Source organism: Cellulomonas sp. KRMCY2 (assembly GCF_000526515.1).
Lineage (GTDB): Bacteria > Actinomycetota > Actinomycetes > Actinomycetales > Cellulomonadaceae > Actinotalea.
The window spans coordinates 2,601,415-2,614,201 of sequence record NZ_JAGF01000001.1 but is presented as its reverse complement, the minus strand read 5'-3'; the positions used below and the strand labels follow the sequence as shown (position 1 = coordinate 2,614,201).

General features: G+C 72.5%; 12 protein-coding genes. 4 read left to right on the top strand and 8 right to left on the bottom strand.

What is annotated here, in order from left to right; genetic code table 11:
• Positions 1-49: 49 nt before the first annotated feature.
• Positions 50-1,183 (bottom strand): galactonate dehydratase, encoded by a 1,134-nt coding sequence (gene dgoD, locus K415_RS0112530; RefSeq protein ID WP_024287386.1) that lies wholly within the window; start codon positions 1,181-1,183, stop codon positions 50-52.
• Positions 1,184-1,473: 290 nt separating this feature from the next.
• Here dgoD and K415_RS0112525 point away from each other — a divergent pair, with 290 nt between their 5' ends.
• The 3 genes from K415_RS0112525 to K415_RS0112515 are packed head-to-tail and all read left to right on the top strand — an operon-like array spanning position 1,474 to position 3,785.
• Positions 1,474-2,433 carry a sugar kinase gene (locus K415_RS0112525; protein ID WP_024287385.1) on the top strand — a complete coding sequence of 320 codons (960 nt, stop codon included), beginning with the start codon at positions 1,474-1,476 and terminating at the stop codon, positions 2,431-2,433.
• Between the two features lie 12 nt (positions 2,434-2,445).
• Complete coding sequence (locus K415_RS0112520) at positions 2,446-3,195, top strand: IclR family transcriptional regulator (protein ID WP_024287384.1); 750 nt, start codon at positions 2,446-2,448, stop codon at positions 3,193-3,195.
• On the top strand, positions 3,192-3,785 hold the full coding sequence (locus K415_RS0112515; protein WP_051480920.1) for a bifunctional 4-hydroxy-2-oxoglutarate aldolase/2-dehydro-3-deoxy-phosphogluconate aldolase: 594 nt from the start codon (positions 3,192-3,194) through the stop codon (positions 3,783-3,785). Before K415_RS0112520 ends, K415_RS0112515 begins: the two co-directional genes overlap by 4 nt.
• Before the next feature lie 26 nt (positions 3,786-3,811).
• On the opposite strand, the gene K415_RS22820 is transcribed toward K415_RS0112515, so the two are convergent.
• Entirely contained in the window at positions 3,812-6,121 is a 2,310-nt protein-coding gene (locus K415_RS22820; RefSeq protein WP_051480568.1) for a GGDEF domain-containing phosphodiesterase, read from the bottom strand.
• 306 nt (positions 6,122-6,427) lie between these two features.
• On the opposite strand from K415_RS22820, the gene K415_RS0112500 reads away from it, so the two are divergent.
• A complete protein-coding gene (locus K415_RS0112500; protein WP_024287381.1) occupies positions 6,428-7,720 on the top strand; it encodes a lycopene cyclase family protein in 1,293 nt (430 codons plus the stop codon).
• A gap of 41 nt (positions 7,721-7,761) precedes the next feature.
• Here K415_RS0112500 and K415_RS0112495 read toward each other — a convergent pair whose 3' ends face one another.
• The 6 genes from K415_RS0112495 to K415_RS25025 form a co-directional block, all read right to left on the bottom strand.
• Positions 7,762-8,343: a DinB family protein gene (locus K415_RS0112495; RefSeq protein ID WP_024287380.1), complete on the bottom strand. Its 582-nt coding sequence runs from the start codon at positions 8,341-8,343 to the stop codon at positions 7,762-7,764.
• A gap of 121 nt (positions 8,344-8,464) precedes the next feature.
• Positions 8,465-8,686: a dihydrofolate reductase family protein gene (locus tag K415_RS0112490; RefSeq protein ID WP_024287379.1), complete on the bottom strand. Its 222-nt coding sequence runs from the start codon at positions 8,684-8,686 to the stop codon at positions 8,465-8,467.
• Between the two features lie 125 nt (positions 8,687-8,811).
• Positions 8,812-10,056, bottom strand: a complete 1,245-nt coding sequence (locus tag K415_RS0112485) for an O-succinylhomoserine sulfhydrylase (RefSeq protein WP_024287378.1) — start codon at positions 10,054-10,056, stop codon at positions 8,812-8,814.
• Positions 10,057-10,106: 50 nt separating this feature from the next.
• A complete protein-coding gene (locus tag K415_RS0112480; RefSeq protein WP_024287377.1) occupies positions 10,107-10,529 on the bottom strand; it encodes a rhodanese-like domain-containing protein in 423 nt (140 codons plus the stop codon).
• Positions 10,530-10,615: 86 nt separating this feature from the next.
• On the bottom strand, positions 10,616-11,053 hold the full coding sequence (locus K415_RS0112475; protein WP_024287376.1) for an OsmC family protein: 438 nt from the start codon (positions 11,051-11,053) through the stop codon (positions 10,616-10,618).
• A 2-nt stretch (positions 11,054-11,055) separates the two neighbouring features.
• Positions 11,056-12,783 carry a DapH/DapD/GlmU-related protein gene (locus K415_RS25025; protein WP_024287375.1) on the bottom strand — a complete coding sequence of 576 codons (1,728 nt, stop codon included), beginning with the start codon at positions 12,781-12,783 and terminating at the stop codon, positions 11,056-11,058.
• Positions 12,784-12,787: the final 4 nt, after the last annotated feature.

Genomic DNA, 12,787 nt, shown 5'->3' with positions numbered 1-12,787 from the left:
GGGCCTTGCAGAGTCAGTGCTTCTCACGCGCGGTGCTCTCCGTGCGAGCTCACCAATCAGCGACTCCGCCGTCGGCGTGCCGCAGCTGCGGGGTCTTCCAGGCGCCGTCGTACCGGCGCTCGCGCACGGCTTCCAGGTCGAGCTCGATGCCCAACCCCGGGCCGCGAGGCCTGGCGATGCTGCCGTCGACGACGTCGAACGGCTCGACGAGGAGCCCGACGCCGAGATCGGCGTGGTCCTCGACGCTCGGGTACTCCTGGACGAGGAAGTTCGGCGTGCACACGTCGAGCTGGAGGCACGCCGCGAGCGAGATCGGCCCGAGGGGGTTGTGCGGGGCGATCGTCGCGAAGCCGACCTCGGCCGCCGCGGCGATCTTGCGCGCCTCGAAGATCCCGCCCGCGTGGCACAGGTCGGGCTGGACCACCGCGACGGCCCGTCGCTCGAGGATCTCCCGGAACTGCCACCGGGTGAACAGCCGCTCGCCGGTGGCCAGCGGCACGTTCGTCCGCTCCGCGATGTGCACCAGCGCGGCCGTGTTCTCCGGCAGGCAGGGCTCTTCGACGAACATCGGCCGATACGGCGCGATGGCGTCGATGAGGCTGATGGCCGCATCCGGCGAGAGTCGGCCGTGGAAGTCGATCGCGACGTCGATCTCGTCGCCCACGGCCTCTCGGACAGCCTGGAACCGGCGCGCCTCAGCCTCGATGTAGCCGGGGGTGGGCAGCGGCGGCGCGGGCGCCGAGACGCCGACCTTGATCGCCGTCAGACCGTGGGCCACCAGATCCTGCGCGGTGGCCACCGCCTCGTCGACGTCGGTCGACATGCAGTGCGCGTACATGCGCACGCTCTCGCGGTAGACGCCGCCGAGCAGCTCGTAGACGGGCGCCCCGAGGCTCTTGCCCTTGATGTCCCACAGGGCCTGCTCGATCCCGCTGATCGCGCTCATGAGCAGCGGCCCGCCGCGGTAGAAGTTGCCCCGGTACATCGCCTGCCACAGGTACTCGATGCGCCGCGGGTCCTGCCCGACGAGGAACTCGCCGAGCTCGTGCACGACCGACTCCGTCGACCGGGCGAATCCCTCGACGATCGGCTCGCCGTAGCCGACGATGCCCGCATCCGTGCTGATCTGCAGGAAGAGCCATCGGGGCGCGACGTGGAACGTCTCGAGTCGGGTGATCTTCATCGGGCCAGCACTCCCTCGACTGCGACCTGAGCTCGCGCGGACCGGGCGACGCCACAGGTCGATCGCTTGTTCGGCATCGTCGTCGTCACCGCCTCCGATTGCACTATTTGCAACACTCTTGCGTATGTTGCCTCGACGCTAGGTGCTGCCGGAGACATCTGTCAAGACGGCTTGGGTGCCGATCTGCTCTGACGCTCGCCGCATCGCCCGTCATCCGTCGGCGTCGTTGTAGTATACGCTCGGCCCGTTGCGACCTCCGCAACACTCGGTACGCGAGCTCCGGAGTGCACATGCAGCGGAAGAAGGGTCCTGAGGCCCTGACTGTCGGCGAGACGATGGTCATGGTCGCTTCACCGACGCCGGGGGCGATCAGTGCCGAGACGAGCTTCATGCTCCGTCCGGGCGGGGCAGAGGCCAACGTCGCTGTTCACCTCGCACGCCTGGGGCACTGCGTCGAGTGGGCCGGGCTTCTCGGTGCCGATCCGTTCGGGTCCCTCGTGCTCTCCTACCTCGAGGACGTCGGCGTCGGCGTCGAGCACGTCCGCACGGTCCCGGGCGCACCCACGGGCGTCTACTTCAAGGACGCATCGCCCGACGGGACCCGGGTGTACTACTACCGGACCGGCAGCGCGGCCTCGCAGATGGACACCACCTACGTCGAGTCCCTCCGCGGGATCGAGCCCGCGGTGCTGCACCTCTCCGGCATCACGCCGGCGCTCTCCGACGACTGCCACGAGGCGATGCGGCGCCTCCTCATCGATCGCGCAGTGGCGACACCGTGCGTGAGCTTCGACGTGAACTACCGTCCCGGCCTCTGGCGGGACTCGAACGCCGGCGATGTCATGCGTGAGCTTGCGGCCTCGGCGGACGTAGTCTTCGTGGGGCTCGATGAGGCCACGTCCCTCTGGAACGTCACGAGCGCCCCGCAGGTCCGTGCACTCCTCCCCGAGCCGAAGGTCCTCGTGGTCAAGAACTCGTCACACGGTGCCATCAGCTTCGGACCCGAAGGGGTGCTCCAGGAGACCCCGGCGACCGTCGCGGTCGTCGAGCCGGTCGGTGCGGGCGACGCCTTCGCCGCCGGATGGCTCAGCGGACTGCTTCGCGGGGCGGATCCCCGGCAGCGCCTGGTGCTCGGGCATGCGATCGCGGGACACGTCCTCCAGACCACCTTCGACGACACGGATCTGCCCGCCTCGCTCGGGGTGGGGCCCCAGTCCGTCGGTCGTGTCCACCAGCCGTCTGCAGAGTGAGAGGAGCCGATCGTGTCGCAGACCGTCTCTCGGGCCATCGAGATCATCCGGTTCATCGCAGCCAAGCCGCGCACGCTGACCGAGGTCACCGAGCACCTCGAGGTGCACAAGTCCACCGCGCTGCGCCTCCTCCAGACCCTCGTGGAGGAGGGCTTCGCCCGGCAGGAGGCCGGTGGTCGGTACAAGGTGGGCTTCGGCCTGATCTCGCTCGCGAGCACCTCGCTGGACGACCTGGAGCTGCGCACCGTGGCGCACCGCCACCTGCAGGCACTCGTCGACCAGTACGGCCACACGGTGCACCTCGCACAGCTCGACGGTGACGAGATCCGGTACATCGACAAGATCGAGGGCGGCGGTCCGGTGTCGATGGGCTCGCGGGTCGGTCTCGCCGTGGACCTGCACACCGCGGGCGTCGCCAAGGCGATCCTCGCGAACCTCGACGACAGCACCCGTCAGCGCCTCGAGAAGAAGATCACCTTCACCCGCTTCACGCCGACGACGATCATCGCGCCGGCCCGGCTCGACGAGGAGCTCGCGCTCACCCGCGCCCGCGGCTGGGCCGAGGACGACGGCGAGAAGGAGGACTACATCAACTGTGTCGCGCTGCCCATCTTCGACTCACGCGGCAAGGTCTGCGGTGGCATGTCGGTGACCGCGCTCAAGGCTGTCGCCCCGCTCCCCGAGCTGCGACGCAACCTGACCGCGTTCAAGGAGGTCGCCGACGTCATCTCGCGCGAGCTCGGGTGGCAGGCGCCGGCATGACGAGGCTCTCGCTCGAGCACATCGCAGCGACCTCCGCGTTCTTCGAGACGCACCTCGGCACCTCCGGACTCATGGGGATCTTCCGTGACCTGGACCCTGCCGAGACGGTGCGGGCCTGCGGCGTGGCCTGGGACCGCGGCGCCGGCCTGGTCGAGGTCCCTGTGCAGAGCCCCGCGGCGTTCGCGTCGCTACGGGCCGCCGTCGCTGCCGGCCACGAGCGCGGCACGTTCGTCGGTGCGGGAACCGTCCTGACGGTCCGACAGGTGGAGACCGTCGCCGAGATCGGCGGGACGTTCTGCGTCTCTCCCGGGATCGATGCCGAGATCTCGCTCGCCTGCGAGCGTCTCGGCCTGCTCCACCTTCCCGGCGTCGCCACCGCGACCGAGGTCGGTCTCGCCTGGAAGCTCGGACTCCGCTGGGTCAAGGCCTTCCCTGCCTCGGTGCTCGGTCCCGCCTGGGTCACGGCGATGCTCGGCCCGTTCCCTGGGCTCAACGTCGTGTGCACCGGCGGGATGCGTCTGGACACCCGCAGCGACTACCTCGCGGCTGGTGCTCGCGCGGTCGCCATCGGCGGACGCTGGCCGACCTGACGCGCGGCCCTCGCGCCGCCGTCCACCTACTCCCCCGCTCCCGTCGCCGGGTCGCGGTCGCTGTCTGTCGCGTCGCGCCCGCCGTCCGTCGCGTCGCGGTCGGACTCCGCCTGTGCCCGGCCGCTCGCCGTGCTCCGGCGATCTCGCTGGGCCGCGTCGCGATGGCGCTCGTCCTGCGCCCGCCCGCTCGCCTCCGCGTCCCGGTCCTCCGACGCACTCGTCCGGTCGGACTGCGCATCCCACCGCGCGAGCGTCGAACGGGCGGCGCGGCCCATCGTGTGCGGCGTCCCCGGACCACCGTCCGCATCGTCCGGACCGTCGACCATCCGGTCCCGCTCGCCGGCCACGTCGTCGCGGACGTCGGCGATCGCGTCGCGCACGTCGGCAACCGCGTCCCGCGCGTCCGCACGCCGGTCGCGCAGGTCACCGACGTCGTCTCGACGGTCGGCCACCGCGTCCCGCAGGTCGGCCACCCGGTCGCGCCCGTCGGCCGGCTCCGCAGGCACACTCGTCGACGACGGTCCGCCGTCGGCGCCGACGGTGCCGACGGTGCCGACGGTGGATGGCACGACGGGCTCGACCACCGACGGGACGTGCGCCGTCAGCCACTCGTGCAGCGGCTCGAGGCCGAGCGGGCGACTGAGGTAGTAGCCCTGGGCGAAGTCGCAACCCATCTGACGCAGCATGGCGAGCTGCTCGGCGGTCTCGACACCCTCGGCCACCGCCTGGATCCCGATGCTGTGCGCCAGCGCGATCGTCGAGGCGACGATCGCGGTGTCGGCGTAGTCGGAGCCGAGACCTGCCACGAAGGACTGGTCGATCTTGATGCGATCCACCGGGAAGTGCTTGAGGTACAGCAGGGACGAGTACCCGGTGCCGAAGTCGTCGAGGTCGAGACCGACGCCCAGCGCCTTGACGGCCTCCAGGGTGGCCGTCGCCGCTCCCAGGTCGTACGTCAGGGCGCTCTCGGTGACCTCGATGATGATCATCGACGGCGCACATCCGCTCTCCTGGAGCGCGGCACGCAACATCTCGACCAGATCGGGGTCGCTGAGCTGCCGGGCGGAGACGTTGACGCTCACGCTGCGCGGTCCGCCCGCGAATCGCACGAGCTCCGCTGCGACGAGGCACGCCTGCCGCGCCACCCAGGCTCCCAGCAGCACGATCTGCCCGGTGCGCTCGGCGACGTCGATGAACGACACCGGGTTGAGCAGGCCGACGCCCGGCCGCTCCCAGCGGACCAGAGCCTCCACCCCGACGACATGGTTGGTCGCGAGCTCCAGGATGGGCTGGAAGTGCAGCCGTAGCTCGCCCTGCTGGATCCCGCGATGCAGGTCGTTGGCCAGCCGGAAGCCGCCGGCGGAGGTCGTCCGCAGCGCCTCGCTGAACCAGACTCCTCGATCCCGACCCGAGCTCTTCGCGACCCGCAACGCGTCCGTGGCGGCCGCGAGCAGATCGGCGTCCGGCGCGAGCTCACTGGTGACCATGCCCATGCTCACGCTCAGGCGCAGGCTCTCGGCGCCCACCTGGAAGGGCTCGTCGAGCACCGCCGTGACCCGCTCGCTCAGCGCCTCCAGCACGGCGGCCGAGTCCTCGACGTCCACGATCAGCACGAACGTGTCGGCCTGCCAGCGCCCCAGGTCGGCGATGCCCGCCACCGCCACGAGGCGCCTGGCGAGCTCGCTCAGGACGGCGTCCCCCGCGTCCGGGCCGTACGCCTCGTTGACCAGCGCGAACGCATCGACGTCCACGACCGCGACCCCGCGGGTCACCCCGGACGCCACCGGCTCAGCGAGGCGGTGCTGGAGACGACGGCGACCCGGCAGCCCGGTCAGCTCGTCACGTTCGAGGATGCCGAGCCGTGGCACCGTGCGGGCCGCGCCGGCCGCCCCCGTCGCCACCGGGGAGTCGGCCTGAGCGGGCTCGTCCGGGACCTGGTCGTCCCGCAGGATCGCGACCGCGCCGACGAAGTGGCCGTCGGCCCTGGTCGGGGCGATGTGGGTGCTGACGGACACCTCGGCCCCATCGCGCAGCAGCCGGAGGGTGTCCGGCAGCGGCGCGACCTCGCCGGCGACGAGCTGCGCCCACATCGCGTCGAACCGCACCCGGTACTCGGGCGGGACGAGGCGACGGGCGGGGATGTCGATGACCACGGCGCGCGGCAGACCGAGCAGGGCCTCGGCCGCCGGGTTCCACTCGCAGACCCGCCCCTGGGCATCGAGGATCACTGTGGCGTCCGGCGAGTGCTCGAGCAGGGTCGCGAACTGGCGACGCCTCAGCTCGCCGGTGACGTCAGCCGGCGCTGTACCGCGCTGCACACCTCCTGCGCCGGTCACCGGCGCACCGTCCCCTCGATCGACGTCGCCCCGGCGATCGCGATCCGGCTCGCGGGTGCACCGAGGTGCGACGCGGCGGTTCTCGGCGTCCCGGATCGGCGTCCACGGGCTCGCCCGGTGTGCAGGGGCATCGGCCCGGCCCCGATTCGTCGTGGTCGGGATGCGGCGCGAGCGGCAGTCCGACGGTTGTTCACACAACGATAGACGCGGTCGACGGCCGAGTGCCATCGCTGCGCGAAGTCGCGTCGGACGGCGGGGGCAGCGGGGGACGATCGACCCTGGCCCCGAGTCCCGAGGAACGGGACCGTGGCATGCGAGGACGTCGGCTCGAACGCAGCGGCGGACGCCCGCTCCGACGACAGGAGGACGATCGCCGTGCGCCCGCGAGCTCGCCCGAGGGAGACCGGCCTCGTCGAGGGTCTCGACGCGGTCATCGTGGGCGCCGGGGCGAGCGGGCTCTCGCTCGCAGCCCACCTCGCGGGGGCCGGCTGGCAGGGCCGCGCTGTCGTCGTCGACGACGGTTCGGTGCCCATCGACCACCAGGCGTGGGCGTACTGGTCGTGCGGCGACGGCCTGCTCGACGCCGCGGCCTCGCCCGGCGCCGACCGCCTGTGGGTCCGCGGGCCCGGCACGGCGCGCCTGCTGCCGCTGAGCCGCTACCGCTACCGGACGATCACGGGCCGTCAGCTCTCGGCGGCGACCGACGGCCTGCTCGCGACCGCCCCGGGGATCCGGCGGCTGCGTGGCCGGGTCGTCGCCGTCAGCGAGGACGACGGCGGCGCGCAGGTGGCGATCGACCTGATCGACGGTGCCAGGACCCGGTCGGTCACCGTTCGGACCCGGTGGGTCTTCGACGGTGCGGGGAAGGACGCACCGGGCCAGGACCGCGCGACATCGGCGCACCTGGACTTCGTGGGTCACCGCATCGAGTGCGACACCGATGCGTTCGAGCCGGCCGCGCCGACCCTGATGGACTTCCGGACCAGCCAGGCGGCCGGCCTGTCGTTCGTGTACGTGCTGCCGACGTCCCCGCGCACCGCACTCGTCGAACGCACCCGATTCGTCGTCCCCCGGGGCGACGGATGCACCGCCGCCCCGCCCGAGCACACCGCGGCGATCGGCCGCTACCTGCGCGAGGAGGTCGGCCTGGTGTCGTGGCGGGCCACCGGCACCGAGCAGGGCACGATCCCTCTGCTCACCACGGCGCCGGCTGCTCCGACGTCGGCGGTGGTCCCGATCGGCACCCGGGCCGGCAGGGTCAAGGCGAGCACGGGCTACGGGTACGACCGCATCCAGCGGCACAGCGCGGCCCTCGCACGCTCGCTCGTGCGCCACGGGCACCCGTTCGACGTCCGGTCGCCCGACCGATGGCACCGCTCGCTCGACGCGGCGCTCCTGGCTGTGGTCCGCGACGAACCGGAGTCCCTGCCCGGCGTCTTCACGAGCCTGTTCGGCGCCAACCCGCCCGACCGCGTGCTGTCGTTCCTCGACGAGGACACCTCCCTGCGCGAGGAGCTCCGGCTCTTCAGCACCCTGCCGGTGGCGCCCTTCGGACGCACCCTGCTCCGCCGCATCGGTCGCGCGCACGCTGCTCGGTGAGATCGCGTTCGGTGAGATCGCGCTCGGTGAGATCGCGCTGCTCAGCGGCGCGCCGCCTGCCGAGCCGCTGCCTCGATCCTTGCCCGGTGGTCGGCCCACTGCTCGGCGCTGCGCCGGGTGACGTTCGGGTCGTCCGGACCGTCACCCGCCGTGCCGTCGACGAGCTCGCGGAGGATGTCGGCCTGCCCGGCGTGGCGGGCGGCCTCGACGCACAGGTGGACCAGGATCTGGTGCAGGGTCACGGCGCGGCGCTCGGGTGGCCACCACGGCACCTCACCGCGCGCGTCGAGGGCCAGCGCGTCGATCGTCGCGTCGGCGTGCGCTGCCGAGAACCGGTGCAGCTCGACGACCTGCTCCCTGGTCTCGTCCGCCGTCACCCACAGATCGGCGTCCGGCTCGGCGTCGGCGGCGAACCAGGGCAGGTCCAGACCGCTCGGCCGACCGAAGACGTCGCCCAGGTAGCCCAGCTCGACGCTCGCCACGTGCTTGACCAGGCCGAGCAGGTTCGTCCCGGTCGGCACCAACGGCCGACGGATGTCGTACTCCCCGAGGCCGTCGAGCTTGCCGAGGAGGTCCGCACGTCGAAGCCTCAGGTACCGGTGCAGGGTCGTCTTCTCGTCCATCCCGACACTGTGCACGGCTGCTCCGACATCCGCCGGGTCGCGCCAGGCCGCACAGGGCCGGTCAGGGCCGGTCGGGGCCGGTCAGGGCCGGTCAGGGCCGGTCAGGGCCGGTCAGGGCCGGTCAGGGCACAGCACGCTCGTACCGCAGCAGGACGACCTCGTTGCCGAAGACCCTGGTCTCGACGAGCCGCAGGTCGACGGTGGCATCCGACGGTCGGAACAGCTGTGTGCCCCGCCCGATCAGGACCGGGTGGATGTAGAGCCGCAGCTCGTCGACGAGGTCGAGCGCCAGGAAGTTCTCGGCGAGGTCCGCGCCGCCCAGGAGCATGTCCCCGCCCGGCACAAGATGATCTTCCGCATCGTGCCCTCCCGGTTTCGGCAGTGGGGACGATCCTGCCGGATGCGTGCCGACCCCACCAGGGTTCGGCGGGCGCCCGTCCGGTGACCAGCGATCCTCAGCTGGCGCTGTCAGCCCCGCTCGGGAGGCAGGGCCTGGGCGAGGTCCTCGATCAGGTCGTCGCGGTCCTCGAGCCCGACCGACAGCCGGATCGTCGTCTCGCCGATACCCACGGCCGCGCGAGCCGCGGCGCCGACCTTCGCGTGGGTGGTCGTGGCGGGGTGGGTCACGATCGACTTGGCATCGCCGAGGTTGTTGGAGATGTCGATGACCCGCAGTGCGTCCAGGACCGTGAACGCCAGACGCCGGGCTCCCGCTGCCGCAAGCGCGTCGTCGACGGCGAGGGTGAAGGTCACGACGGTCCCGCCCCCCGACTGCTGGGCCAGCGCCAGGTCGTGCTGCGGGTGGGAGGGCAGATAGGGGTAGCGCACGTCGGCGACCGCGGGGTGCTGCTCGAGCCACTGCGCGATGTGCAGGGCAGACGCCGTCTGGTGACGGACCCGCAACGAGAGCGTCTCGAGGCCCTTGAGCAGCACCCAGGCGTTGAACGGGCTCAGTGACGGCCCGGTCGCCCGGATCAGCTTCTGCACCGGTCCGTGGATGTACTCGCCGGAGCCGAGGATCGCGCCGCCCAGCACCCTGCCCTGCCCGTCGATGTGCTTGGTCGCGGAGTACACCACGACATCGGCCCCGTGCTCGAGCGGCCGTGACAGGACGGGCGTGGCGAACACGTTGTCGACGACGACGACCGCGCCGGCCGCGTGGGCCAGGGCGCTGACCGCCCGGATGTCGACCAGGTCCTGCATCGGGTTGGAGGGTGTCTCGAAGAACACGACGTCCGCGGGCGAGGCCAGGGCGGCCGCCCAGTCGGAGAGCACGTGCCCGTCGACGTAGTCGACCTGGACACCCCACCGCGGGAAGATCTCGTCGAAGATCACGACGGTCGCGCCGAACAGGGCACGTGACGCCACCAGGCGTGATCCCGAGCTCAGCAGCGCGGCGAGCGACGTGAAGACCGCTGACATCCCGGTGGCCGTGGCGAAGGCGGCCTCGGCGCCCTCGATCAGGCGCAGGCGCTCCTCGAACATGGAGACCGTCGGGTTGCCGTACCGCGAGTAGAGGAACCGGTCGACGTCGCCGGCGAAGGCCGACTCGGCGGCCGCCGCGTCCGCATAGACGAACCCCTGGGTGAGGAACAAGGCCTCGGACGTCTCGGCGAACTCGGTGCGCACGAGCCCACCCCGGACGGCGAGCGTGTCCGGGCGCAGGCGCTCCCGGTCGAGGCGGTGGTCGTCCCAGTCGGCCGGTCCGGGCACGCGTCGGGGCTCGCCGGCCGCGGCGCCCGCTCCCCCGTCGGCTCGCGCGCTCACGACTGGCGCCAGGGCAGGCCGGCCGCGCGCCAGCCCTCGTGGCCACGGTGCCCGTCGCTGTCCAGACCACCCTCGAAGCCCTGGAGGATGTTGTAGGCCGGACCCAGGCCGGCCGCCGTCGCCGCCCGCGCCGCGTGGATCGAGCGGACGCCGGACCGGCACAGGAACACCACGGGCCGGCCGTCGCCCGGCCGCAGGCCGAGCTGGTCGAGCTGGTCGAGGAACGTGGGGTTCGGCCGCCCGGCAGGGAAGTCGACCCATTCGACGAAGCCGACCGGACGTCCGAGGGCTGTCGTGTCGGGCACGCCGACATACCGCCACTCGGGATCGGTACGCACGTCGACGAGGATCGCGCGGCCGTCGCCGCGCAGGAGCTCCCACGCATCCTGGGGTGTGAGATCTCCCGCGTAGTCGACCATCGTGCCTCCATCAGTACCGGCGGTTGCGTCCCCGCACGGGACGCCTGGACATCTCGAGCTCTCGGCCGTCGCGGCGGCGTGGACGCCTAGACCGGTGCCCGCCCCTGGAGGTGCACGCTGACGGGCGTGCCCGCCTCGATCGTGCGGGACACGGTGCAGGTCCGGTCGTGCGACGTCTGCAGCGCGCGAGGGAGGATCGCGCGTGCTGCGTCCCCGGCGTCGCCCGGCGGGAACTCCACCTGGAACGTCAGGTGGATGTCACGCAGGACGTTGCCGGTCGCATCCCGCACGTACTCGGCGTCGACGGTCGCCGAGAACACGTCGGCGGTCGCGCGACGACCGGTCACGACGTCGACGTCGACGGCCGTGCACCCCGCGATCGCAGCGAGCAGCAGCTCCACGGGGCTGAACCCGTCCTCGGCACCGCTGCCGAAGCGCAGCTCGACGCCACGCGCGTTGCGCGCGACGTAGACCCCTTCGTCGAGGCGGTCGAGGGTCACGGTACGACGGGACTGGTCTGCCATCGTCAGATCTTCCCACCCCGGGGACGTACCGGCCGACGGCAGGACGACGACGCTGCCGCCGCAGGCTCGGGGCGGTGGACACCCGTCGGACGGTAGCCGAGCGCGTCGGCCACCCCGAGGAGATCGGCCGCGTACCACGCGACGGCGAGCCACATCTCGGTGCCCTGCAGGGACGGTTCGCGTCGCGGGTCGAAACGGATGCCGCGGCCCGGGACCCAGCCCGAGACCGCTGTGTCGAGCACGGACCGGGCCACGTCCTCGATCTCGCACCGCCGGTGCTCGCGACCCGGGTCGCGGGCCCAGCGCAGCAGGTGCACGACGTCGAGGGCGTCGCACGCCGTCACGTCGACCCGGCCCACGACCGCCTCCGCCCGGGTCAGGACGCTGCCGATCAGGCGTTCCTGGCCACCGAGCCACACACCCCACTGCGCGAAGGTCCCGCGCACCAGGCGGTACGTCCCGTTCACCGGCTCACGCAGCCCGCCGGGAGAAGACCCCCACAGACCGGTCTGCGGATCCTGGTGGACGACGAGCCACCCGACGACCGCCTCGGCCAGACCCTCGGAGTGCTCGTACCCCGAACGACGCGCCCAGGTCAGTGCGGTGCCGACGGCGTCGACCAGGGCGCCGCTGCCCCAGGGCTCCGTGGTCCACGGCAGGGCGTCGAGCAGCCGCACCAGCCGGCCCGGTTCGAGGGCGGTCACGGCCCGGACCGGGTGCGCGAGCTCCGAACCGAGCAGGTCGAGCGCACAGCCGACGCTGAGCACGTGATACGCGCGTGCTTGGTCGGGCAGTCCCGGCTCGGGCCCGGGCTCCGCCCCCGGCTCGGGCGGGAGCCCGGCCGGCCACCGCCCGTCGACGAGCTCGGCGACCAGCCCGCTCGTCGGGTCCTGCGCCGCGCGCAGCCGCTCGATGTGCTCCTCGCGCCGCAGCTGAGGCGGCGGACCACCACTCAGCAGCGCGGCCAGCTCGATGGCGTCGCCGTGCGCCCGGACGGTCGGTGCCGCCGACGAGGTGTCCCGGTAGGCGCCGTCCTGCCACGACGCGGCCAGGATCCCCGGCAGCTCGTGGCGCGCCTGGTCGGCGAACGCGGAGAGCCGGCCGGCCAGGCCGCCGCCGGGCTCGTGCGGTCGTCGCCCCCGTCGGTCCCGCACCACCCGGGCCGGGTTGCCGACCACGACCGCCCAGGCAGGCACGTCCTTGGTCAGCACCGAGCCCGCGCCGACGACCGTGTGCGACCCGATCCGCACGCCGTCCAGCACCAGGGCGTGGCTGCCGATCCACACGTCGTCGCCGATCCGGACCCCGGCCGAGGTGAGCGGCTGGCGGAAGATCTCCTGGTCGGTCCCGGCGAAGCCGTGGTCGAACCCGAGCACTGACGTGTGCGCGCCGATCCGGACCGCCCGGCCGATGGTCACGCGACCCCGGACCGTGGCGAAGGCGTTCACCGATGAGTCCGCACCCATGCTGACCTCGCCCGACACGTGCGCGTGCGCGGCGACGTAGCTGCGGTCACCCAGCTCGAAGGAGTCCGGGTGCACGGCCGCGAGGCGCGACACCGTGCAGCCGTCGCCGATGGTGAAACCCCTGCTCCGCAGCTCCGCGAGCCGGTCGAGCTGGTCGGCGCGCTGCTCGGCCGTGGCGGTCTGCCAGAAGGACCACGCAGCGAACTCCGCACCCAGCGGCTCCTGCGCGCCGGGGTCGACCTGACCGGCGCCGTCAGTGCTCACGGGT